18 protein-coding genes and 1 pseudogene are annotated in these 24,940 nt (G+C 57.6%); 6 read left to right on the top strand and 13 right to left on the bottom strand.

Features of this window, described 5'->3' with window-relative positions; all coding sequences use genetic code 11:
- Positions 1–55 precede the first annotated feature (55 nt).
- Together dctA and AD659_RS03060 are read right to left on the bottom strand one after the other, a co-directional pair.
- Positions 56–1,363, bottom strand: a complete 1,308-nt coding sequence (dctA, locus tag AD659_RS03065; protein ID WP_053118280.1) for a C4-dicarboxylate transporter DctA — start codon at positions 1,361–1,363, stop codon at positions 56–58.
- Between the two features lie 103 nt (positions 1,364–1,466).
- Positions 1,467–2,636 (bottom strand): mandelate racemase/muconate lactonizing enzyme family protein, encoded by a 1,170-nt coding sequence (locus AD659_RS03060; RefSeq protein ID WP_053118278.1) that lies wholly within the window; start codon positions 2,634–2,636, stop codon positions 1,467–1,469.
- A gap of 99 nt (positions 2,637–2,735) precedes the next feature.
- Here AD659_RS03060 and AD659_RS03055 point away from each other — a divergent pair, with 99 nt between their 5' ends.
- The 3 genes and pseudogenes from AD659_RS03055 to AD659_RS03050 all read left to right on the top strand — a co-directional run bounded on the left by AD659_RS03055 (position 2,736) and on the right by AD659_RS03050 (position 4,083).
- Positions 2,736–3,614 (top strand): LysR family transcriptional regulator, encoded by an 879-nt coding sequence (locus AD659_RS03055; RefSeq protein WP_053118276.1) that lies wholly within the window; start codon positions 2,736–2,738, stop codon positions 3,612–3,614.
- 17 nt (positions 3,615–3,631) lie between these two features.
- A pseudogene (locus AD659_RS28960) lies at positions 3,632–3,769 on the top strand (type II toxin-antitoxin system RelE/ParE family toxin); the annotation flags it as partial.
- 8 nt (positions 3,770–3,777) lie between these two features.
- Entirely contained in the window at positions 3,778–4,083 is a 306-nt protein-coding gene (locus AD659_RS03050) for a HigA family addiction module antitoxin (protein WP_053118274.1), read from the top strand.
- Between the two features lie 64 nt (positions 4,084–4,147).
- On the opposite strand, the gene AD659_RS03045 is transcribed toward AD659_RS03050, so the two are convergent.
- From AD659_RS03045 to AD659_RS03030, 4 genes are all read right to left on the bottom strand, one after another.
- Positions 4,148–5,077: an AraC family transcriptional regulator gene (locus tag AD659_RS03045; protein WP_053118272.1), complete on the bottom strand. Its 930-nt coding sequence runs from the start codon at positions 5,075–5,077 to the stop codon at positions 4,148–4,150.
- A gap of 23 nt (positions 5,078–5,100) precedes the next feature.
- A complete protein-coding gene (locus AD659_RS03040; RefSeq protein WP_053118269.1) occupies positions 5,101–5,934 on the bottom strand; it encodes an oxidoreductase in 834 nt (277 codons plus the stop codon).
- A gap of 99 nt (positions 5,935–6,033) precedes the next feature.
- Positions 6,034–7,515, bottom strand: a complete 1,482-nt coding sequence (locus tag AD659_RS03035) for a hypothetical protein (RefSeq protein ID WP_053118268.1) — start codon at positions 7,513–7,515, stop codon at positions 6,034–6,036.
- A gap of 50 nt (positions 7,516–7,565) precedes the next feature.
- Positions 7,566–8,429: an NYN domain-containing protein gene (locus AD659_RS03030; protein WP_003197615.1), complete on the bottom strand. Its 864-nt coding sequence runs from the start codon at positions 8,427–8,429 to the stop codon at positions 7,566–7,568.
- A gap of 298 nt (positions 8,430–8,727) precedes the next feature.
- Between AD659_RS03030 and AD659_RS03025 the strand changes: the two genes are divergently transcribed.
- On the top strand, positions 8,728–9,000 hold the full coding sequence (locus tag AD659_RS03025) for a hypothetical protein (RefSeq protein WP_053118267.1): 273 nt from the start codon (positions 8,728–8,730) through the stop codon (positions 8,998–9,000).
- Positions 9,001–9,183: 183 nt separating this feature from the next.
- Entirely contained in the window at positions 9,184–10,545 is a 1,362-nt protein-coding gene (locus tag AD659_RS03020; RefSeq protein WP_053118266.1) for a Fic family protein, read from the top strand.
- Positions 10,546–10,723: 178 nt separating this feature from the next.
- Here the strand turns inward: AD659_RS03020 and AD659_RS03015 are convergent, their stop codons facing one another.
- The 7 genes from AD659_RS03015 to AD659_RS02985 form a co-directional block, all read right to left on the bottom strand.
- Entirely contained in the window at positions 10,724–11,167 is a 444-nt protein-coding gene (locus AD659_RS03015; RefSeq protein WP_053118265.1) for a hypothetical protein, read from the bottom strand.
- A gap of 189 nt (positions 11,168–11,356) precedes the next feature.
- Positions 11,357–11,992: a hypothetical protein gene (locus AD659_RS03010; RefSeq protein WP_053118262.1), complete on the bottom strand. Its 636-nt coding sequence runs from the start codon at positions 11,990–11,992 to the stop codon at positions 11,357–11,359.
- 160 nt (positions 11,993–12,152) lie between these two features.
- Entirely contained in the window at positions 12,153–12,668 is a 516-nt protein-coding gene (locus AD659_RS03005) for a hypothetical protein (RefSeq protein ID WP_053118260.1), read from the bottom strand.
- Positions 12,669–12,671: 3 nt separating this feature from the next.
- Positions 12,672–20,216 carry a two-partner secretion domain-containing protein gene (locus AD659_RS03000; RefSeq protein ID WP_053118253.1) on the bottom strand — a complete coding sequence of 2,515 codons (7,545 nt, stop codon included), beginning with the start codon at positions 20,214–20,216 and terminating at the stop codon, positions 12,672–12,674.
- 24 nt (positions 20,217–20,240) lie between these two features.
- Positions 20,241–21,947 (bottom strand): ShlB/FhaC/HecB family hemolysin secretion/activation protein, encoded by a 1,707-nt coding sequence (locus AD659_RS02995; protein WP_053118251.1) that lies wholly within the window; start codon positions 21,945–21,947, stop codon positions 20,241–20,243.
- A 187-nt stretch (positions 21,948–22,134) separates the two neighbouring features.
- Positions 22,135–23,034 (bottom strand): proline iminopeptidase-family hydrolase, encoded by a 900-nt coding sequence (locus AD659_RS02990; RefSeq protein WP_053118249.1) that lies wholly within the window; start codon positions 23,032–23,034, stop codon positions 22,135–22,137.
- A gap of 89 nt (positions 23,035–23,123) precedes the next feature.
- Positions 23,124–23,885 (bottom strand): LuxR family transcriptional regulator, encoded by a 762-nt coding sequence (locus tag AD659_RS02985; protein WP_003197595.1) that lies wholly within the window; start codon positions 23,883–23,885, stop codon positions 23,124–23,126.
- A 164-nt stretch (positions 23,886–24,049) separates the two neighbouring features.
- On the opposite strand from AD659_RS02985, the gene AD659_RS02980 reads away from it, so the two are divergent.
- The gene (locus tag AD659_RS02980; protein WP_053118247.1) at positions 24,050–24,937 is read left to right on the top strand and encodes a proline iminopeptidase-family hydrolase; all 888 of its coding nucleotides are present in this window, start codon (positions 24,050–24,052) and stop codon (positions 24,935–24,937) included.
- Positions 24,938–24,940 lie beyond the last annotated feature (3 nt).

The following is a 24,940-nucleotide window of genomic DNA, read 5'->3' as shown; positions in this document are numbered from 1 at the left end:
CTGCCTGAAACTCAGTGAAGCCAAGGCCCCAGCCTGACCAGGCAAGCGATGCCGATCATTTCTGCGCGGCTAACACTCTACGCGCCGCCTTTTCGTTTTTCATGGCCGTGATTTCACGCTCGCAAGCTTCCACGTCGAAAGAGTTGTCCCACTTGGCAATGGCGATCGTGCCGATACCGTTGCCGATCAGGTTGGTCACGGCGCGTGCTTCGTTCAGGAAACGGTCGATGCCCAAGAGCAGGACAAGGCCCACCAGCGGAATGGAATGTATGGTGGTGAGCGTTGCCGCAAGGGTGATGAACCCGGCCCCTGCCACGCCAGCCGAACCTTTCGAGGTCAGCAGGAAAACGCCCAACAGAATCATCTGATCCATAAACGTCAGCGGCGTGTTAGTCGCCTGGGCAATGAAGATCGCGGCCATGGTCAGATAGATGCAGGTGCCATCGGCATTGAAGGTGTAGCCCGTCGGCAGCACCATTCCTACCACTGATTTTTTGCAGCCCAGCTTCTCCAGCTTGACCATCATTCGAGGCAGCACCGCCTCAGTCGAGCAAGTCCCGAGCGTAATCAGAATCTCATCCTTGAAGTAACGGAGAAACTGCAGCAGGGGCATGCCTGACCATCGAGCAACCGTGCCCAGCACGACCACAACGAAGACCAGGGTGGTGACGTAGAGCGCTACCAACAACTGGCCGAGGGACAGTAGCGTACCGATACCATACTTGCCGATCGTGAACGCCATACCCGCGCCAGCGCCAATCGGAGCCAGCCGCATGACCATGGCAACAATCTTGAACAGCCCTTGCAGAAACAGATCGATGGTATTGATCAGCGGTTTGCTGGTCTCCCCCATTTGAACCAGGGCCACACCCATCAAGACAGAAAGCAGGATGACTTGCAGCATGACGCCATTGGAGAACGCCCCCACAAAAGTTTGCGGGATGATGTTCATGAAGAAATCAACGGTGCCGCCCTGCGCAGAGGCGGCCTGGCTGTACTTGGCGATCGCACTGCCATCGAGGGTCTCGACATGGATGTTCATCCCAACGCCTGGCTTGGCGATGTTGACCACGACAAGGCCGATGACCAGCGCGATGGTTGAAAGAATCTCGAAATAGATCAGCGATTTCACGCCAATTCTTCCGACCTCTTTGATGCTGCCCATCTTGGCAATTCCGACCACCACGGTGCCAAAAATAATCGGGGCCAACAGCATTTTGATCAGTCGGATAAAGCCATCTGCAAAGGGCTGAAGCTTGGCGCCGAACTGCGGTTCAAAATGACCGATTGCGGCACCGACCACGATGCCGATCAGCACCTGCACATACAGCTGGCTGTACCAGCGGGACTTGGAGATTTCCACGGGAGCACCTCATTTTATTGTTGTGATGGGCGTGTGGTGTGGCGTCAGTGGGCGACGCCTGATAACGGCGGCCTTGAGCGAAGAGGCCGCCGTTCGGGAGCTATCAGCCCTCGCCCAATTCGCGCATGACGGCGTACAAGGCGGATTTGGCTTCGAAGCCGACACCTGGAATATCCGGCAGGCCCACATAGCCATTTTCCACGCGAATCCCGTCAGCAAACCCGCCGAACGGCTGGAACACATCCGGGTAGGATTCGTTACCACCCAGGTGCAGGCCCGCGGCGATGTTCAGGGACATCTGGTGGCCCCCGTGCGGAACGACGCGACGCGAAGACCAGCCCATGTCTTCCATCACTTTCAGGGTGCGCATGTACTCGACCAGACCGTAGGACAGCGCGCAATCGAACTGGACGTAGTCACGATCGGAACGCATGCCGCCATGGCGCAGCAGGTTGCGGGCATCCTGATGGGAAAACAGGTTTTCGCCGGTGGCCATCGGCAGGTCGTAGTGCTTGGCCAGCTCAGCCTGCAAGGCGTAGTCGAGAGGATCGCCTGCCTCTTCGTACCAGAACAGGTTGTAGGGCTTCAAAGCCTCCGCATAAGCGATGGCGGTGTCTTGGTCAAAGCGACCGTTGGCATCCACTGCCAGGCGACGCCCGTCGCCGACGACCTTGAGTACCGATTCGATGCGACGAATATCGTCAGCCAGAGGCGCCGCGCCGATCTTCATTTTGACCACGTCGTAGCCGCGATCCAGGTAGCTGCGCATCTCGTCCTGAAGCTTGGCGTCGTCCTTGCCTGGGTAGTAGTAGCCTCCAGCGGCATAGACCCAGACCTTGTCGTCGGCCACGCCGTTGCGGTAACGGTCAGCCAGCAGGCGATACAACGGCTTGCCTTCGATCTTGGCGACGGCGTCCCAGACGGCCATGTCGATGGTGCCCACGGCCACCGAGCGCTCACCATGGCCGCCTGGTTTCTCGTTGGTCATCAGGGCTTTCCAGATGGCGAACGGATCGAGGTTATTGTGCTCTTTATCGATCAGCGACTCAGGGTCGGCTTCGGTGATGCGCGCCAGGAAGCGGTCACGCATCAAAGCGCCTTGACCATAACGACCGTTGGAGTTGAAACCGTAGCCGATGACAGGTTTACCATCGCGAATCACATCCGTGACGACAGCGACGACCGAGCAGGTCATTTTGGAAAAATCGATGTAGGCATTGGCAATTGGCGAGGCAATGGAAACGGTTTTTTCACGGATGTCGACGATACGCATGGCGGGGTCCTCTTGTTGTTGGTGACCCCACGTTATGCTTTGCGATGACACCCGCCCAATGCTAATAATGCCGCGCCCCATGCACAGGAGGCATTGCCCTTGGAACTCGTTTGGCTAGAAGACTTTTCCGCGCTGGCAGAGTACGGCAGCTTTGTTCGGGCCGCTGAGGCGCGCCACGTGACTCAACCGGCCTTCAGTCGCAGAGTTCGCGCATTGGAAAATTGGATGGGTGTCGAACTGTTCGTTCGCACGCCACAAGGCGCCACGCTGACCGAGGCTGGGAAGCAGATTTTGCCAAGCGCCCAAGAGACCGCCAGGCGCCTGTACCGAATGCGCAGCGAAGCCCAGGAAGTGGCGGGCATGGCGATCAAGACGCTGCAATTCGCGGCCACCCATTCGCTGTCGTTCACCTTTTTCCCGAGGTGGCTGAGAGACACGGAAAACGGCGCCCCCATCGAGGCGGTGCGACTGCATTCCGATAGCATGGCGGCCTGTGAGCAGATGCTGATTCAGGGCCACGTGCAGTTCCTGCTTTGCCATCGTCACCCGGATGTTCCACCACTGTTGGCCCCCGATCAGTTCATGGGCAAAAAGGTTGGCGAGGATGTGCTCGTTCCGCTGGCGAGCGCTTCCGCGAACTTTGGAAGTGCCCCCGCATCGCTGCCCTACTTGGCGTATACCCAAGAATCCGGGCTGGGGCGCATCGTCGCTCATCGACTCCAGGGCAAGGAAGAATTCCTGCACCTCAAGCCGCTGTTCAGCAGTCACCTCGCAGCGGTGCTCATGTCCATGGCACTGGAAAACAAAGGCGTGGCCTGGCTGCCAAGAAGCCTGACCGAGCAGGAAGTCGCCGATGGACGTCTTGTGCGGGCGCTCGATGAAAGCTGGGATATCCCGTTGGACATTCATCTCACTCGGCCAACGGGTGCCATTAGCCAATCAGCGGAGGAGTTTTGGACGAAGTTGAGGGATTGCTGAAACCGTCTCTCCGACATAAGGCTCCAAACAGGCTGGAGCAGTTGTACGGCGACAGGGAAGGCCAACACAGTATCCGGATCAACGGTCAGTACCGCATCTGTTTTGTCTGGGGCGCCAACGGCCCCGAAAATGTAGAAATTGTAGATTATCACTGAGGTGAGTCATGTTTAAAAATGGCATGAGGCCCATACACCCTGGAGAAATTCTCAAGGAAGAGTACCTGGAGCCGCTTGGCCTGACGGCCGCTGCGCTTGCAAGGGCTTTGCACGTGTCCGCCCCCACCGTAAATGACATCGTATTGATGCGCCGTAGCGTCAGCGCGGATGTGGCTCTGCGCCTGGCAGCGGCATTGGACACGTCAGCACAGTTTTGGCTGAATTTGCAGATTGCATATGATTTACGTACAGCTGAAATTGCGAAAGGGGAGCAAATTTATAAAGAAGTAGAAAGAATTCCTCACTGCGCATAGCTTTTAAAAAAGCACTTAGCGATTATCGCAAGTGCCTTTTTTGTGCCTGGAAGATTGATTTCCCCTAATGCGACGAAACATAAACAGACGGCGCAACAGGCGCCGGCAACGCATAAGTCGCCTTCATCCATTCGATCTCCGCTTGGGGCGTTCGCCCGAACATCCGCTTGAACTCGCGACTGAACTGCGAGGCACTTTCGTAGCCGACGCTGAACGCCGCCGTCGAGGCGCTCATGGTGTTGCGCAGCATCAATAATCGGGCCTGGTGCAGGCGTGTCGATTTCAAGTACTGCATGGGCGAGGAATCCGTCACGCTGCGAAAGTGCAGGTGAAAGTTGGGGATGCTCATGTTGGCTTCGTGGGCGAGCGTTTCGACGTCCAGATGCTCGTGGTAGCAACTGTGGATCTTGCGGATCGCCCGGGTGATCTTGCCGAAGTGCCCCTGGCGACTGAGCGCGGCGCGCATCGAGCCGCCCTGCTCGCCGGTGAGGATTCGGTAGTAGATTTCTCGTATCAGCGACGGTCCCAGTATCTGCGCTTCGCCCGGGCGGCTCATGGCGTCCAGCAAACGCAGCGTCGAACCGCGCAGCAAATCGTCCATGGGCGAGGCGTACATGCCTTTGGGTTGGGCATCGCTGGGGCCGAGGGTCTCGTCCACTTGCAACATCAACTCGCTGGCCAGCTGCAAGTCGAGGCGCATGTACACCGCCAGCATCGGCTCTGCTTCGCTGGCATCGGTCTCCATGGTGAACGGAACCGGGACAGACACCACCAGGTAATGCTGGGCGTCGTACACGTAGACGTCCTCCCCCAGATAACCGCGCTTGCGCCCCTGGCACAGGATCACGATACCGGGCTCATACAACACCGGTGTGCGCGTCAGCGGTCGGTTCGAACGCAGGAAACGAATGTCGTCCAGTGCGCTGAGGTTGTAGCCCTCCACCGGTGCGAGCTGTTCCATCAACTGCACCATGCGCGCAGCGGCCTGAGTCATCGGCGTCCCCTTTTGCTGGCTGTTCAACCGTCGGTCGAACGACTCAGCGCTTCCCATTGATCGATCTCACTGGCCGCACGACTGAGTTTGTCGTGCACCAGGTTCAGTGCATCGCTGCCCAGCAGCAAGTGCGCAGGCGGCGTCGGGCTGGCAATGATCTGCAACATCGCCTGCGCCGCTTTCCGAGGATCGCCCAGTTGCTTGCCGCTTTTCTCCACGCGCGCTTTACGTATCGGATCGAAACTGGCGTCGTAATCGGCAATGCTCCGCGCCGTGCGCTGCATCGAACGACCTGCCCAGTCGGTGCGGAACGAGCCCGGCGCGACCGCGGTCACGAAGATGTTGAACGGTAGCAGCTCCTTGCTCAGCGTATCGGAGAGACCTTCGAGGGCAAACTTGCTCGCGCAGTAATAGGAGATGCCCGGCATGGTAATCGTGCCGCCCATGGAGGTGATGTTGAGGATATGACCGGCACGGCGCTGGCGAAAATACGGCACGAAGGCCTTGGTCACCGCTACCGCGCCAAACACGTTGACGTCGAACTGGCGCCGCATCTCTTCCAACGGCGATTCTTCGAAGATGCCCTCGTGGCCGTAGCCGGCATTGTTGACCAGGACATCGACCGGGCCGTAAGTGGTTTCTATCTGCGCCACTGCGCTATTGATTCGGTCGAACTCGGTGACGTCCAGGATCACGCCATGGGCACGCTCCGTGGAAAGTGCTTCGAAGGCTTGCAACGCCGCCTCACTGCGCACGGTGCCGATGACACAGTGGCCTGCTGCGAGCGCTTCTTGCGCCAGGGCGTTGCCCAAGCCGCTGCTCACGCCGGTGATGAAGAGGGTTTTTCTGCTGTGCATGGTGAACTCCACTGGATAAACAGGAGGCCATGGTAGCGATCGAAAAATGGCCCACCTATGCCGGTTTACCTTGAGGCATTGCCTATTCCTATCAGCGCGTCAGATTCCCGGACCTGTCACGTAGGCTGGCAACCTGGCCAAGCGATCCCAACCGTTTTCATCGATCCCGGCGCAGTTAGGCAACCACAGTGTTTGCAGCGGCAGTTGCTCCAACACAGGCACCACGGCTGACGTGATCCGCGATTCCCCTGGATCAGCCCCAAGCGTCAGGTCCTGCAGCGGCATATGCGCGAGGTGGGCCACTCCCGCGTCAGTCAGCCATGGACTGTCAAGCAAGCCCAAGCGCTGTAGCGGCAGGTCCCGCAAACAAGCCAGGTCGGCGTCGCGCAGGTTCAGACCACTTATTTCAAGTTGCTCCAACGGCAATCCCAGCTCGGCGAGCTTGCACAAAACCTTGCCGTCGATGCCCTGGCAATAACTCAGATCGAGCCGTTTCAGCGGCAGCCCGGCCAGTTGTTTCAGCGCCTTCGACGTGATGTCGTTCAAGGACAGGTCCAGGGACTCCAACTGCAACCCGCGCAGATCACTCAACGTACTGGCGCAGACGCCCTGCACATCGGAGAGTCCCAAGCGCTTCAGGGGAAACTCGTGCAGCAAATCGAGCCGCTCGATCACTTGCCGTAGACACTTGAGGTCCAGGTCTGTGAGCGGCATTCCCTCCAGCACTTCAAGATCGTCTTCGCAGATGAACGCAGAGTGCAGCGAGAGCTTTTCCAAGGGCAGATTTTGAATAGCCTGCAACACACTCTCGCCTACATAACAGTCGTCCAGACTCAACGAGCGCAACCCCGTCAGGTCGCCAAGCCAGGACGGATCGTCGAGGATCGCGCCGCTGCCACTGAGGGACAACTGTTCAAGGGGATGACTTGCCAAGTGCGCCATGCCACGGGACGTCAGCTCGCCCACGCGTTGCAAGGTCAGGGAGCGCAGCTTGAGGCGTGACAGTGCGCGAAGGCCGTCGTCGGTCATCTCATCGCAACGGTTCAACGACAGTTCCTGCAACGGGCTGTCGCTCAGTTGACGGAGGAAACTGTCATCGAAGTCCTCGCCGTAGGTTTGCAACTTCAGCCGACGCAAGCGTGCGGGCGACGGGAGGCAATTGGCGTTATCGTCGCGGGAAAAATTACTGACTTCCAAGGTTTCGAGAGCATTGGCGGGCAAACGCTGCCACGTCTCTGGCCCACAGATAAACCTCGGGCTGTTGAGCACCAACGTGCGCAAGGGCAGCCCGGCCAGGGCGTCACACCACTGTGGCTCGGCGTTGTTCAACTCCAGATGGTCGACCGGCAGGCCACGCAGTTGCGACAGCCATGGCCCGGGGCGATTTGTATGGGCGGTGGTGTTCAGTTGAGTCATCACCACCTTAGCCGCCGGATCGCCCAGGCCCGCCGCAATGCGTAAACCTTCCAGTGAGGCCTCACCGGTATCGAGCAAATCGCGATAGAGCGATGCGCGTGCGGCGATGTCATCGGGGTTGGCCGCGAGTTGGGCGATAAGAGCGTTGCGGTTGGGGGTTGCCACGGTTTACTAGTCCGAATTGAGCGGGCGCAGGGTGTGCTGCGAAACGGGGTTCATCTGCCTGTTGTTTGTGGGTGCACAGCGCCCTGAGATATCAATCCAGGATCAGGCTCCAGATCACCAGCAACGGCAATCTCAACATTCTCATATAGCTGCGCCGCACTCTTCGTCCGAGCATCCCACCAGTCGGGCCGAGTGGTAACCGATTGGCCGGTGACATCTCTAATGAGACGGACGATATCGAAAGAGCGAAGGCCATCTACGTGCTCGCTTAAGCTCCCAGTCGTATTGGCCCACATCGGATCAAGTACGAAATCGATTCCCTTCATCCTCGCCAGTTTCGCAGCCGGCACAAAATCTGAATCACCAGCGACCAAAACGATGACATCAGTGAGCTTTTCAAGAGCGAGAGTCGTGATGTCCATGCCTAACTTGGTATCGACAGTCTTCTGTTCGACTTTGTAATGGAAATCGTCATTCGTGAGCTCGGCCCAGACCTTCTCACCACGCAACAGGGCCTTAAGGGAATGAGAATTGAGTTGCCAGTCACCGCTTTTGGCCAGTTCGCCCAGTCGAAGCGCCGTTTTTCGGCTCGATCGAAGCTGATCGTGAAGGTCTCTTCGCAATCTATAGGGAGGATGAGCTTTGAAATCCATATGCCCTGCAGATTTATGACCGTCAGGGATTATGGGTAATCGAACCTGATTGGAGGGGGGCGGGCAGTCGTAGTAGTAGATTCGATAAAGCTCGCGACTCGCTGAGCGTTCGTCTTCGATGTGAAGCTTCACGAGCTTTTTTATGATTTGGGATATCTGGTCGGCGGATAACAGCAGTTCCTTGCTGAAATATTTGCGGCCGAAAAACATAACCCTCTGGAAGAAAAATCCTCCATCAATGAGAACGGCGGTTCGCTTCACTGGCTTTTCCTTGGGCAAAAAAAAGCCCAGGACTGCTGGGCAGGTTCTAACAATTGCCTGCGCGCTGTACTGAGCTGCTGGGCGAAAATCTATTCGCCTATGCGGCCTATGTCAAGGTCGAAAGTGACGCAGAAAAATACAACCACTGATGTGCCAAAAATCCTACATGAAGCTCGGAAAGTGACGTCTTGTAGCGCTCGGACGGAGGGGGGCTATAGTCCCTCGTCGCTCCAATGGCGACTCGGGTTTGGCGACTCGACAACGAGGTAGCTCCTTTCAACTGAATGAGGTCCTACCGATGAACCGATACATGCCCATCACCGGCATCGACTGCGTCCCCGCTACCCTGCTGATCGACACCGAAGCCCCGCTTGATGTCCTCTTCGAAACTGCCGATTACCGCATCCGCACGGTGACTCAACTGCTGGAAAACATCGCGTTCCGTTCGGAGAGCAGCTCCGACACGCTGGTGCTTTCCGATTTTTGCAAAATGCTGACGATAGCGCTGCGCGACGGGTGTGATGTGATGGATGTGATTGGCAGGCGATTGCGGGCGCAGGCGGCGGAGTAAGTGAAGACGGGCGAATATGGCCATAACGTGGCCCCCATCGTCGGGAGCAACTACATCTATCTACTCCGATGAGCTGTGGCGCAGTTCGTCAAGAACTGCGCCACATTTTCGATCCAAAATGGCGCGATACTAAGAACTGCGCCATAATCGCGCCAAATCTTCTCTAACAGCGCCAACATAACCATGCCTTCGACCACCGACATACTGAACAGTATCCAGGCAGCCAGGAGCGGGGCGAGCCTCTCAGAGCTTTTGACCAAGCACCCGGAAATCGCCCGGCGAACGGCGCAGCGCATCCTTGCAAACCTGGTCGAAAGCAGCCAAATCACTGCACAGGGAGAAGGCAGGGCACGGCGTTATTTTGCAATAGAACACCAGGCCGAAACCCACGCGCTGAATGCTGACACCGATGCCTTCCCTGCCTTCATTCCATTATCTGCAGACAGCCGGGACATACTCGCCTATATCAACCAGCCCACAGAAGCGCGCAAGCCGGTGGGCTACCAACGTGACTTTCTGGACGCCTATCGTCCTAACGAGACAGGGTACCTACCTGAGTCGTTGCGGCGCCAGTTGCACAGGATGGGCAAAACCGCAGATGCGACGGAGCCAGCAGGCACTTACAGCCGGGCGGTCCTGAATCGCTTGTTGATTGATCTGTCATGGGCATCAAGCCATCTGGAAGGAAACACCTACTCACGGCTCGACACGCGACAACTCATCGAGCAAGGTAAGGCAGCACAGGGCAAGGCCGCTATAGAAACGCAGATGATCTTGAACCATAAGACAGCTATCGAGCTTTTGGTCGAGAACATCGAGAGTGCCGAGTTCAACCGTTACACATTGATGAACCTGCATAGCGCCTTGGCCGAAAACCTGCTGCCCAACCCAGCAGACGAGGGCCGAATTCGCCAGCACGCCGTCGACATAGGGAAAAGTACCTATCGCCCGCTCTCAACGCCGCAGCAAATTGAAGATGCATTGGACGTCCTGCTTGGCAAAGCCAATCAGATCCTTGATCCGTTCGAGCAGTCTTTCTTCATGATGGTGCACCTGCCCTACTTACAGCCCTTTGCCGACATCAATAAACGCACATCCCGACTGGCAGCGAATATCCCCTTGTTCCGAGCCAACCTTTGTCCGCTGACTTTTCTGGACGTACCGGAGCAGGCCTACAGCCGAGCCACATTGGGCGTGTACGAAATGACTCGGGTAGAGCTGCTTCGCGACCTGTATATCTGGGCCTACGAACGCTCGACACAGGAATATCTGGCAATCAAGCAAGACCTTGCGGAGCCGGATCCTTTACGCCTGGCATGGCGAGACTTCATCAAGAAGACCATTCGGGAAATCATCACTCACCCAGAACTTGACCCATTGTCATGTATTCAACGCTCGGTAGCGGAATATGTTTCGGAAAGAGAGCAGCCGGAGGTGCAAGCACTGATCGTCGAAGAACTCCGTCGACTGCACGAAGGGGTGCTCGCACGCTACGGGTTACGACCATCGGAGTTCATGTCCTGGAAGTCGCGCCATGGCCACTGATGGATGATCACAAAAATGGGGACCAAAAATGGGGACAGATTTATTTATAAACCGAGCAAAACCAACAAGTCCGCTCTCTCTGCGTTTAGAAAATAAATCTGTTCCTTTTTTGCTTGAGTTGCCTGATTTTGGGCTGCTGCGCAGCCGAGCGGGGATAAATCCACTCGCCACAATGAAATTATTGGACCGCCTGCCCGGCTGATTCAGAAGGCGTCGTTGTGACCGCCGGCTCTATAATTTTCGCGGAACGCCCTGTATCGACATCACGAACTTCGTAATACCACCATTTCATCGAAGAAACGCCATAAAGCCCATAGGTACGGCCACCGACCAAATCCACGGTCATTTCAATTGGACGTGAGTATCCGGTTCCAATAGCGTACTTAACGGAAAGTTTATGCCTTCCTGCTCCGAGTCGATACTCGGTTTGGCGGGCTAGCCAATATAGCGACGTATCGTCATCGATCTTGTCTATCGACAAATGCTTGTCGAACTGCCGAATGGTCGAGACCTCAGCCCAGGATTTTCCTTCTGCGCTTTTATGTTCGTAATGAATGCAGCCCGTCAGTGTGAAGCAGAAAAAAATCATCGTTACAAAGCGTAAAACAACATCGTGTCGCATCAATAGCCCTCCAAGGCACTTTTTCATCTCGACTCAGCAAAACAATGGGAAAAGCGGACAGCTTATTTATAAGCAGAGCAAAACCAACAAGCTGCCCTCTGCGCTCACAAAATAAATCTACCCCTTCCCCCCCCCTTTCACCAAGCAGTTCGTTCGCTTTATGGCCCACAGCAATTATAAAGAACCTTTTTAATGCAACAACACACTTATTTGCTCCGACAAACCAACAGATATGAATCCCCCCTCACCGTCATCAAACTCGCCCACTTTTTTAAACAGCAGACCTTGCTTTTCAGATAGCAAATAATGAAAACTCAAATCTTCTTCTACATCCCCCGACCACCCCTTATCAAGAGCAATTTGAACATCAAAACCCTTAGGGAGCGCAGCCACATATGAACAACGCTCTGCCTCAAGCACACTGGCGACGGTTTCAATAGACAGTTTCGACAGGCGCAACGCACCAAAAAACTTAATCTTTCCTTCCGCCTCGACAACGTACTCTTGCGAATGACTGCCGCCTACAACCTCATACCCCCTAGACTTCAATGCCCCCCACAACTTCCGATGGCGGACAATCCGTGTATCTGGCTGCCAAGCCGAACTACCCATAAAAAACCACAGATCATAATCAGGAAACTTTTTTTCAATCAACTCATACAAATAATTCAATACTGAGGATACGGAATCGCTTGACGCCCCAGCAGTCAAAAAGCTTGCTGCCGAAAGCAACCCGCCCTCCCGCTTTCTCGCACAGCGAATGTTAAACACCTCATTACTTACTAACAGATCAGGCGCGCTCGTAACTTTAATGTCAGTAGTCATAATGATTCCCGATTTCATCATTAAAGTGGGAGCCGCGATTTTAAGGAAAGGGGACAGATCTATTTATAAACCAAGAAAAGCAATGAGTCGACGCCCTGCGCCTCACAAAATAAATCTGCCCCCTTTTCACTCCTTTTCACTTCTCGTTTCCCTTTTCGTTTTATCGCAGAGACCAGTCATGTATTGATATAAACTTGATAACCTGTTCCGGCGCATCTTCCAAGGAAGCTCTGTAGTCTGTAACAAAACTAATCCCCGTCAATATGCCTCCATTTTTCTCAAGAAGAAAGTCATCATCCGCATCATTAAACAATATACTAAACCCCCTTTCCAAGCTCCGAAGATCATCACCCACGCTGACACTATTAAATTTCCCAAGATATCCGTCGCCCACGGCAACTCTATAAAGCCTTCCGCTCGTTTCAAAGTATAGCGAGACCATCTCATTCATATATCGATAAGACAATAAAAGCTCATCACCAAAACCGATCCTTCTCTCAACTCCGACCCAAGATGTATTCTTAAGGAGAATATCACGCACAGGTACCTCCGGACCGTACCACTCGACCCTCCCAATTTTTTCGCTAACATCGGAGAACGACTCACCTAGAGAAAACCCTGCTGCTGCCACACCTGGAACAAGGTCAGAGTACAAATTAGGGAATAAACTTCTCATAGATCACTTCCACCCCTTCCACTCACCGCCCTCATATTTCAGACGATTTCCTTGGGTATCATAGTATTGTTGGTAGCGAGTAATAGTGCCCGGACTAAAGTCAGGCGACGGACTAATCACTCGAATTTCTACATTTTTATTGCCAACCTTCTCAGTACTAACAAGCTTATAGTATGGGCTATCACCGTGGGTTCCACCGCCCGGATGGAACTCTACCTCTTTTATTTTCGAGTGTCCTTCAACGTTAAAGACCTGTGCTTTACCTGAAGTACCAGCCAATGGTGCTTTCGGCGTAAGACTCGCTCCATCAAGCGTTAGCGACTGCTTGATATCATCGATCGATTTACCCCACATGCTCGACGGCGATTCAGCAATATTTCGAGGAATCCCTGCTTGCGCGGCCAGATCGTCTCTCAACCCAACACGTGCACTTGCCGAAGTAGCCGGCACTTCAGCGGCACCAGTTGCTTTTGCACCATCGGCCCCCACAACCCCAACCTTAACCCCGGTTGTACCACCCTTACCCCCAGCCGTCGACGAGAACAAGTCCTGCCCCGGATTCAACGCATCCAACGCAAGCTCCGCCAAAAACGCCTCACCATCGCCACTTTCGACGCGGGACTTCTCCACGATGCTGGTGTTGACAGCCTGCGAATTACTCTGATTAGACAACCAGAGTGATATCGAACGTGCAAAACTGTCTTTAGCCCCGGATACCCTGACGTCCTGCAACAACTGTTCATTAGCAGGAATCTCATCCACCAGTTGCTTTGTAACTTGCGCACAACTCGCCGGATTCCGCTGACAGTACTGGCCGAACTCACTGTTCCGAGTCGCATCTAGGTTGTTGTAATAGTCCCTGACGGATTGGCAATCCGCCGGGGAGGCGCACGTATTGAGCTTCTGTTCTCTTTCGACCAGTTCGGCATGGAACAGATAGTTGAATTCCGTCGCTTTCTTGGCGATTGTCGAACCTGTATTCAGGTCGCCATCGACCGCAGCCGCTGCCAGAAGCCCCGTCAGTTGCGACAGCATCAGTTGCAGATCTTTGTTTTCACCCGCCACCTTGGCCATGCCGGGAATCAGCGCTTCATTCAAACCGGCGGCAACCGCACCGGTCTTGAAGTCGCTGCCCGTCAGCTCAGCCAGCAGGCCACCCATGATCGCGTGGGCAACAATTTTCTGTGGGCCGCCATCGGGGAACTTGATGGTATCGCCCACCCAGTTGAAGCCGGTCGCCATCGCCACATTGCCGGCCTCTCCCAACAGGGCAGCATTGAAATTGCTGCCAAAGCTGCCACCACCGATCGCGGTGGAGATACCGCTGGAGATCACTGCTTGCCCGGTTGTGCGGATTGCAGTGTCAGTCGCGGTGTTCCAACGGAAGATATCCTTGGAGGAGTTACTCGCGCTCGATGCCGAACCCGCCGAACCCGTCGACGGCTCGACGCCTTGAGTGGTCGTGCTGGAGCTGTCGGTACTACTAAACCATTCTTGGTCCGCGTATGCGGATGCATAGGCAGTAAAACCGGCAATCGCCGCACTCTTCAAACTATCGGCGCTGACTGTTTCCTTCAGCGCAAGTCCCAGGTTGCCTTTGTTCTCAATGGTGCTGGTGACCGCCGTGGTGCTCAGGCTGGTGGCGACCGCAAGATTGGTGCCCGACAGTCCGAAACCTGCCGGCCCCATGATGAAAGACATCAAAATCGCGATGGCGATCTTGGCCCCGGCTCCCAGGCCGGAGTTGTCATACTTGAAGCTGTCGTGGATTTCCTTCACCCGGCGCCAGTCAATGTCGCCCCGGGCCTGGGCCTCTTTCATCCAGGCCAGGTCCGGTTCAGCCTTCACCATCGCATCGATGGTTTGGTTGACGCTCTGCTGATCCACTTGTTTGACATCGATGCGCAGCCCATCGACGGCCTTGATCACCAACTTTCCTTGAGCAACCAGAGCGCTCTGGCGCAAGGTTTCATCGGTTCGCCCCTCGCCTTTCATCTTGTACCAGGCCAGGTCGCTTTTACTCTTGGTATGGCTCTCGTCGTGGAAGTCCTTGACCCCTTCGAAGGTGATGCGCCCGCCGCTGTCGATGATCAGGTCGTTGCCGCTTTGCAGCTTCGCTACTTGATAGGTCTGATCGCCACCGCTGACCAACATCAGGTCGCCCCCGGTGTTGATCTCGCTTCCGATATGGGTGAGTTGCGTCACCTCATCGCGCCGTGCGGCTTTACTGCCCCAGTTGCCCTTTTTCTTCATGTCATACAGCGAGTAATCACGATTTTGCTCAGCCAGCAGACTCAGCTGCTTACCCGCCACCAGATACGCCTCGTTACCCGCCGCAATCTTGCTCGCGACCATCAACAGATCATTGCGCGCAGCAACCCTTACATCCCCCCCGGCATCGAGGGTGGTCGCCTGCTGCGAGACATGGTCTTCTTCCTTGTTGATCTTCTTGCCGCTGCGCTTGTAGCGGTACTCGCTGGAATTCTCGTTCGCCGCCGAGATCAGGGCGACATCCTTACCGCTCAGGTTGATATCGCCTTTGGCTTGGAGATGGCTGGCGACTACGGTCAGGTTGTTGCCGGCGGTGACGTTCAGGTCGCCGCCCGCCTTGACTTCACTGGCGTGCTGAACGGTCTGGCTCTGCTCCCAGAAGTGGCGTTTGTCCTGACGCATAGAGCCGCTTTCTTCGCGAGCTGCGGAGATGACAACGTCTTTGCCCGCACTCAGGTCCGCGTTGTTGCCCGCGGTGATCGCGCCGCCCACGTTGAGCAGATCGCCCGCTGCACGCATGGTGAGGTTGTTGCCGGCCTCGATGCGCGCGGCGTTGTCGACAACGGAGGTTTTCGAACTGAAGCCCTTGCCGCTGTTCTCGAGGGTGGTGATGGTCCGGTCGTTGCGGATGTCGCCGGTCAAGGTCGAGAGCTCGACGTCCTGGCCTTTGAGGATGCCGCCTTGCATGTTGACCAGGTCTTTGCCCGCGACCAACTTGAGCCGCTCGCCAGCCTCGGCCAGGCGCGTGTTGATCAGGTTGTTCCCGGCCGCCGCCGAGAGGTTCTCGCTGGCACGCAGCGTCCCGGCGTTCTTCAGGTCGGTGCCCGCGATCAGGGTGAGGTTCTTGCCCTGGATCAACGCGCCATCGGCCATCAGCCGGTTGTTGGCCTGTGCCAGGTAAAGCACCGGCACCAGGACATGTTGGCCGCTGACGACCTGGTCTTCCATCCAGACGATATCGTGGGTCAGCGCGGCGACTTGTTGCGAAGTCAGGGTCACGCCAAGGGCCAGGTTCAGTTGTTCCTTGCTGGCGATGGCATTGTTCATCAGGTACTTGAACATGCCCTCGTCGGAGGTCTGGCCATCGAGGAAGCGTTGGCCGGTACGGGCGATCACGGCTTGCTGGATCAGGCGTTGTTCATACAAACCATCGCCCAGGCGCTTCCAACTGGTGGCGGGGTCATAACCCAGGTTGCCCAACAGGTAGTCCGAGCTCATGAACTGCCTGAGGTCGGTCAACGCGGGGTTGGTTTCAATCAGGTATTTGGGGCCGGTGATGACCCGGCTGGCGTCCGAGCCCTGGACAGTGGCCCGGCTCTGGTCGTGGCTGTCTTGCGCTGCGGCCGCGCTGTCGACGACACGGAACAAACCATTTTCGCCAGTCGGCAAGGTGAACCCGGGCATGGTGGTCGGGTTGACTTGTTGTTGGGCCAGATCCGGCGGCAACTGCGGGTTGAGCACCACGACCGCCGGCTGTGCGGCGCTGGTCACCTCCGTGGCCGCTGACTTGGCTGTACCCGCCAGCGGTGCCTGGAACTGCACGATGCTGCTGTTCTCCAGGCGCTGCGTAGCCTGGATGCTGATGTTACCGCCCGCTTGAACCACTGCCGGCGCCAGCGATTGCCCTGGCGTCACGGTCGTGATGTCACCCACCTGACGGAAACGGTTCAACGCATCGACCGGCAGTTGCTTCGGGTTGGCCTGGGCGTTGTAGGGGACGATGACCCTGGCGCGGAAACGCTCGTCGGTACCGTCCGTGACCCGGCCGGTGTTCCAGGTACGCGTCCTGACGCTGGTGCCCGAAGCAGCGCCAACGTTGGCGAAGTTGTCTGCGGTAATCAGCAGGTCGGAAGCCGAGGCCATCACGCTGTATTGGTTGGTCACCGCGGAGCCATCAACGGTCAGCTTGGCCCCACTCATCAGCATGGCACTGGCCGAGTCTTCAAGCACGGCGCTTTGGTAGGTCTCCTGGGCTATATAGTCGACGTTGTGGTGGTCACCACCGCAGTCATAGCATTTGACGCCGATGGAGCCCGACACCAGCTCATCGGTGGTGGAGAAGACGTCCTTGCGATTGATCAGGGTGTCGCTGCGCAGCGACATATCCTTTACCGACTCAAGGGTGCCGGAGATGTTCTCCAGCAACACGCTGCGAGCGACGCCATCTCGAGCCGCGACATTCAGTGCCCCCAGGCTGTAGACGTCCGCACGATAGTTGGTAAAGCGGTTGAAACGCAGGGCCATGTCCGCGCCGCTGAAGATCAGGCCGCGATCGTTACGGGCCTCGTTGGCAACCAGTTCGACGGTGTCGGCGCCACCCAGCGTGCCCGTATTGACCAGGCTCGTGGCGGCCAGGGAGAACTTGCCACCGCCGGTGATCCGTCCGGTATTATTCAGCGCACCGAGACTGGTGATGGTGGTCATGCCACCGCCAGCCAGGCGCGAGCCGCTGGAGAGATCGAGGCTGGCGGCGCTCAGATCGAATTGATCGACACTGCTGAGGCGGCTGTTTTCGGCGCCGATATAAGCGCCGGTCAGCTTCAGATCCAAATCAACGTCGCTGCTGATAGTACCGGCGTTATTCCAGGTGCCGCCCGTGGCCAGCAGGCTTTGCACCGCGACCAACTTGCCGCTACTGCTCTGATTGAGCTGACCCACCTTCAGGTTCAGGACATTGGCCTGGATATCCGAGCTGTTGTCCCAACGCGCCGCGTCGACGGTCAGGGTGCCTGAGGTCATCAGGCTGCCGCCGATGTTGCTGAACCTGGCGAGGTCCACGCCTAACGTGCCGGTGCCCACATGACGAACATTGCCGCCAGCATTTTTGAAGCCTGCCATCTGCAAGGACAGGTCCTGGGTGGCCGCTTCAATGACGCCGCCCTGGTTGTCCAGCAGTTGATCAACCGTTAGCGTCGCGGTCCCCAGCTTGCCCACCGAGCGCAACTTGCCGCCCTGGTTATCAACTGACGCAGCACGGATCAGCAGGCCATTGGAGCCTTCCACCAGACCGTGCTGGTTGTTCAGAGCCCCGGTCAAACCGAAATCAATGGCGTTTGCCGCTGCGCGTCCGTCGCTGTTGTCCAGATTCTGAGCACGGACAGTCAGGGCCTGTTTGGCGAGCACTGCGCCGTCGCGGTTTTCGAGCGTGGCGGTGGTGAGCTCAACGGCGCCGGACAAGGCCGAGACCTGCCCGCCATTGTTGCGCAGCGCCTGTTTCGCATCGAGGTCGACGGACTGTGCCTGGATCAACCCAGCTGCGTCGGCGGAGGTGGGCGACTCGCCGTTATCCAACACTTTGTCCAACGTGGCTTTCAGCCAACCGCCGACACTGGCAAGGACACCTCCACGGTTATCGAGGTTGCTCGCCTCGATATCCACGTTCCCGGCCTGGGTGATGGCGCTGCCATCCTGGTTGAGGAAATCCCCGGCGATATCGACCTTCAGGTCACCTTGGCTGAGCAGGCTGCCTTTGGTGTTATCGAGACCACCGCCGCTGATCGTCAGCCCCTGCTCAGTGCTGATGATCGCCTCGCCGTTATTGAGCAGTTGCTGGTAGGCGGTCAGGCTCATCGCCTTGACCGAGGCGATATAACCATCGTCGCTGTTGTTGATGTGGTCTGCGGTCAGGGTCAGTTTCCCCTGGCTGACCAACTTGCCATTCTGTTGATTGAAGCTTTTCAGCGTGGCAACGAGATCACCCTGGCTGGTGATTTGTCCTGCGCTATTTTCAACATTGCCGCCCCTAAGGGTCAGTGCCGCGTCGGAGGCAATCTTGCCACCGCTGTTATCCAGGGTTTTCGCTTCGAGCTTCAGGAGGCTGTTACTGCTGATGACGCCTGCGCTGTTCTTCAGCGCCCCGGCGACCAGGGTCTGCTCGCCGTTGCTGGCGATGATCCCTTTATCACGGTTGTCCAACGCGCCAGTGGCCGATGCTTGAATTTTGCCTTGGCTGACCAGCGTGCCGGCGCGGTTATCGATGTCCTTGCTGTCGAGCGTCAGGGTCTTGCCGGCGGAAAAAGTGCCGCCGCGATTGTCGAGGGTCTGCGTGGTCGTGGCTTTCAAGTCGCGACTGGCGATGACGCTCTGCCCGCGGTTGTCGATATTCGCCGCGGTCAGCACGACATCGCCAATCTGGTTGCGGGTGTTATCGACGTTGACGCCCGCTTCGATGATGCCGAGGTTGTTGAGCTGGCCGTCGGTGGTCAGCGTGACCTTCTCGCGCGCCGCGATGGCGCGCTGGTTGCTGAGAGTGCCCTTGGTCGTCGCCTGAACATGGCTGCCGGCATAGACCGTCCCTTGGGCGTCCAGGCTTTGAGCCTTGATCTCGACCGCGCCCGCCGCCGTGGTTTGCGCCAAACTCAAATGCCCATTGGCGTCGAGTTGGATATCCCCGCCACTGGCAACCATCTTGCCGTCCAGCTTCACCCCAACCCCGGCCTCGGTGCCTACCAGCTTGATCGCGCCTGCGTACATGCCGCCCAGGGCCGAGGAGTCGATGGCCAGCTCGGGTTTGGCGCTGCCGTCATCGGCACGGGCGGTGGCGTTGAGGGTATTGGCGTTGACGTCATTGCGCCCGGCCACGATGGTCAAGTTCTTGGCCTGGATCTCGGCGTTGATCTTGGCGCTGCGGGTGATGATTTCGAAACGGTCGACGTTGTTCGCGTTCAGACCCGCGCCTTCAATGGCGACGCTGCCCTGGTCCACCTGATAGCGACCCACCTGGCCGTTTTCGATGATCGCCTTACCCGTGGTCAGGGTCGCCTTCGGGGTATTGATAAAACCGCAGCCATTACAGCTGATGCCATAGGGGTTGGCGACGATGACATGGGCCGACTGCCCCGCCACTTCGGTGTAGCCACGCAGTTGGCTGGGGTTGCCACCGTTGACTTCGTTGAGGATGGTGGTGGCGGCCGTGCCCTGGAGGTTCGGGTTGCCGATAATGATCCCGCCCAGTTGTGTGGACTGGGCGGGGTTGGTGGCGTTGTTGAGGATCACGCCGTTGCTGCCGACGTTGTAGTCCTTGAACTGGTTATGGGACAGCCCACTGCCGTTGGGCTTGGCGATGTTGACCACCGGCACGCCGTTGCCGGCCTGGCCGAGGCTGGTGCCCGGGGCGCTGACCACGATGCCGCCCGCCTGGGCCCACATCGGCTGCCAGAACATGACGTTGGCCAATAGGAACGCCAGGCCGCGCTTGGGCATGCCCCAGAAGGCGTCGCGGGTTTTCAGGGCAGCAGAAGGCTGGCGGGCCAGGAAGGCGTATTGGCGGTCGTCCATGATCAGGTCTCGTTACAGCAGAAATTAGATGGATACATCCACACGGAAGTAGATCGGCGCTTCGCGCTCGGTCAGGGCATCCGGACGTTCCAGGGAATGGGCGAAGGTGACGCTGGCGTTCAGGTGCTCACCACGGGCGAACAACTCCAGCGAGTTGCTCGACATGCGCCCGTGCTCGCCACCGTTGTAGCGATTACCGCTAATTACGCCTTGGTCATAACCGAGGCTGGTGCCGTATTCGGCGAACACCGGGCGTAGCCACTCCAACGTCACCGGGCGGCTCCATCGCAAGTCGTTGCGCCAGTAGCCGCCGCTGTCGCCGGACAGCGTCTGGTCCTTGTAGCCACGAATCGACGACAGGCCGCCCAGGCTCATGCGCTGCGGGCTGAACAGCACGTCTTCGCTGCGCTGGCCGGTCATCAGGCTGCTGAAGCTGAAGGACTCGCCGCCCAGCATGAAGGGCTGCAAATAGCTGAGGGTCGCGGTGTATTTGCGATAGCGCGCATCCGGCACGCCAGGATCCGGCTCATGATCGCCCTGGGCATCGAGGGCGCCGATACCTTGTTGCAGGCCCAGGTCGAGGTTGACGAAGGCATTGCCCACTCGCCGGCCATGGTTGATGCCGAACTGCGCCTCGCTGATGCGATTGCTGCTCTCGGCGAGTTTGCTGTCTTCGATGAAGTTGTTGGTGCGCAGGTACGAAATGCCCGTGTTGAGTGAGGTCTTGCTCACCGCGTCGCGATGGACCACACGTTCCAGGCGCACCTGATGGTTCTGGCTGTCGCCGCTCTGCTTGAAATTGAAGCCGTTGGCCTGGCCAAGCGCGCGGTACTCACTCTGGCTGTAGGTGTAGCTCAGGTTCCACCAGCCAAACGGCAGGTTGTAATAGAGCATGCCGTTGCGCGAGGTTTTCTGGTGATCGCTGACGGCATCGTGGCCGCCGCGCAAGGCCAATTGGTCAGCCAGGCCCAAGGGGCTGTCCCAGTCCAGGGAGGCGCCCCATTGCTGCTCGCCTGTGCTTTTCTGCCCATCGTTATGCCGTGACAGGCCGGCGCGCCAGGGTTTTTGCGCAGTGTTATTGACCCGCACTTCGCTGCCGCCGATGTTCTGCCCCGGGGTCAGTTCCATTTGTGCACGGTTGGACGGCAAACGGTTCAGTTGATCGACCATCTGCTCGATCTCGCGCAGGTTGAGCAGTTCACCGGTCTTGCCCGGAAACGCCATCGCCAACTCACGATCCGATAGCTTGCTGTTCTCGGCACCTTTGAGGCCTTCCAGGCGACCCTCGACGACCAGCACTTGCAAGTGACCGCTGGACAGGTCCTGTTGCGGTAAGTAGGCGCGACTGGTGACCAGGCCTTTTTCCAGGTAGTCATCGGTGATGACCTTGAGCAACTGGTTAAGCTGCGGCACGCCCAGGCATTGGTTGAGGAAGGGCTTGAGCAGGCGCTGGCGCTCGCTTTCGGACAGGACGTCGGCGCCCTTGAGCTCAATGGTCTTGATCGGGAAACAACGGGTATCGGCCGGCGCTGTCGGCTGGGCCGGTTTCGCCTCCTTGCCGGGCAGGTCCTTGAGTTCTTCAACGCGTCGGCGCTGCTCTTCGAGCAACCGGTCCTGACGCTCACGGATCAGGTCCGTGTCGCCGGGCGTTGGCGCGGCGACGGCAATGTTCATCGCTAGAAAACACAGCGACGCAACGATTAGCCTAGTCCCTAAGGCAAATACGGACATGTTCGATCCCTCGATACAGAAATGACAGCAGGCGTGCGACCAGGCGTGCATAGCACTGCGCGCACACCAGACCCTGCATATCGCTTCCGGTTCAAGAGAGCGGGAATTTTCTACTGAAAAAAGAGACGCGTCTCACAGGACGCGTCGAGAAACACAACAAAAACGACAGCTCGGATTGCGCGGACGCCTACAAACACTCATCCAGGAAACTCACCACCGTTCCCATGCAAGCCATCCGCTCCTCGACATGGGGCATATGGCTGGAATGTTCGAACAACGCCCAGCGAATGTCGGGGACATGATCCACATAGGGTTTGACCACCAACGGCGTCGCTTCATCGTATCGGCCTGAAATCAACAGGGTCGGCACCTTGATCCGAGGCAAGCGATCGGTGATGGTCCAGTCCTTCATGCTGCCGATCACATGGAACTCGGTGGGGCCATTCATGGCGTGATAAACGGTAGGATCGGCATCGATCTGGGCAAAGGTACGGGCGACTTCGTCGGGCCAGGGCGTGACACGGCAGACATGGCGGTCGTAGAAAACCCGAGCGGCCTCGAAATACTCCGTAGACGTCAAGGTTCCAGCCCGCTCGTGCTTGAGCAACGTTTGCTGCACGTCAATGGGTAGCAGTTGGCGCAAGCGATTGACTTCAAGGAGCCAAGTGGACATGGCCGCCGGGGAGTTGGCGACAATCAACCCACGCAAGCCCGCAGGTTGGAGCACCGCATGCTCGCTGGCCAACATGCCGCCCCAGGACTGCCCCAACAGTGCGTAATTGTCGCGAATGCCCAGATGATCCAGCAAGTTCTCCAACTCATCGAGAAAGAGCGCCACGTTCCAGAACGAGGGGGCTTTTTCCGGCAGATGGGTGGAACGCCCATTGCCCAGTTGGTCGTAATGAACCACCGGATAGCCACTGTTGGCAACATCCTTGAAGGCATCGACATAATCGTGTGTGCAACCCGGGCCGCCATGCAGGACCAGCAGCGGCGTACGGCCACTGCTGAAATCGCCAGTGATGCGATACCAGGTCTGATACGGACCAAAAGGCGCAAAGCCTTCGTGCGTGACGGGAAGATCCATTTCGTGCCGCTCCCAAGAAATCCAGCGGCAACGATACCGGGGACCGGCCGGCGGAATAACTAGAGAAACAGATAGGTTTTTGCCCGATTTCAGCTATCGAGCAACCGATAATGCACCGCCCTGACCACGGCCTGGACCCGATTCCTGGCGCCGAGCTTGTGCATTGCAGAAGTCAGGTGGAGGGTGATGGTGGCCAAGGAACGATTCAGTTGCCTGGCGATGTCCGCCGCCGTCAACCCTTCAGCGGCCAATCTCAAGCACTCACGCTCGCGCTTGGTCAGGCGAACCGGGCATGCGCGGGCTTCCTTGCCGAGCAGCGGAAAAGCCGCCTCTTGCAGGGCATGGGAAATCAGGCTGAAGTCGCCCAGCGTTTGCCGGACATCCTGCAGGGTGCTCCCCTTCGTATCGGCGCGCAGCCCGGTCAATGTCGCAAAGCCGCCCTTGGGCAAATGCATCGGCACAGTCACGCCGCAGGTCATGCGCGAATCCTGCAGGTAGCTCACGACCGGCGCATGACTCTGGCCGATGAACGGCTGCAGCACCGTGTCGGCCTCCGGTCGATAGGACCAGACAAAAGGAGAGATCGCGTTGATCGCCAGATGCTGGACAGGGTCGATCTGGTAATAACCTTCTTCACACCAGAGCGAGTGCCAATCGCGGGGGGTATTGCGCAGCTTCAGCACAGTCGGGGTGATCAGTGCACCATCATGATCCAGCGGCACCGGACTGTAGTCGTACACCAAAGCCTCAAAGCCTAACGCCTGGACCATCCCCAAGGTGTTATCCATCTGTTCGTCCAGGCTCCTGCCAGACAAAAGACGGGTATTGAAGTCAGACAGCTTGGCCTGCATCCATTCAGCTCCCTTATTAATTTCAATCCTGAAATCGTGCAAGTAGAATGCCACGCCTGAGCGAGGGAGTGCCAGATCAAACCTATAAGAATTGCTAGCTTATGGGCGCGTAGCTTCCTCGGTAAGGTTTAGCCAACGGGCGGTACCTGAGCAGGAGAGCAATGATGTGGCGTGAGATCGAGCCAGACCAGCGGTACGACGTGGAAGTCGATGGTCATCATCTGGTGGCCTACGGCTTTGGCGACGGCGACGAGGTGCTGTTGTGCCTCAATGGCGGCCCGGGATTGCCTTGCGATTATCTGCGTGACAGCCATGGCTGGCTCAAGGAAAAGGGCTTGCGGGTCATCGCTTTCGATCAGTTGGGTACCGGCGCCTCGGCCAGGCCTACTGACGAAGCCCTGTGGGACATCACCCGCTATGTGGCGGAGGTAGAGACCGTCCGCCAAGCCCTCGACCTGGGCAAAGTGCACCTGCTTGGGCACTCCTGGGGTGGCTGGTTGGCGATCGAGTACGCCATTCATCACCCCCAATCGCTGAAAACCCTGATCCTGGAAAATACCGCCGGCGATATCCCTCACCTGTCCCTGGAGCTCGAGCGTCTGCGGGCGGCCCTGGGCAGTGAGACCGTCGCGATGATGCAGCGCCATGAAGCCATGGGCACCCTGGATCATCCGCAATACCAGGCGGCCATCACCCTGCTCAACTATCGCCATGTCTGCCGTCTGGACGAGTGGCCTGCGCCGGTGACACGTTCCCTGGGCGACTGGAACATGGGGCCCTACATGACCATGCAGGGCCCCAACGAATTTCTCTATACCGGCAATCTCAAGGACTGGAATCGCATCGAGCAGATGGCCGGCTTCGAAATGCCCGTTCTGATCACCACCGGTCAACATGATGAACTGACGCCAGCCTGTGCAATGCGCATGAAAATGGCGCTCAAGGATGTACAACTGAATGTGTTCCCCAACAGCAGCCACATGCCGTTCTACGAAGAGCCCCAAGCCTATTTCCCAGTGCTGCTGGATTTCCTGCTTCGCCATCGGAACTGACCC

The sequence above is a fragment of the Pseudomonas thivervalensis genome (assembly GCF_001269655.1).
Lineage (GTDB): Bacteria > Pseudomonadota > Gammaproteobacteria > Pseudomonadales > Pseudomonadaceae > Aquipseudomonas > Aquipseudomonas thivervalensis.
Note: the sequence above shows the minus strand (reverse complement) of the source record. Positions and strands in the feature narration are given on the sequence as shown.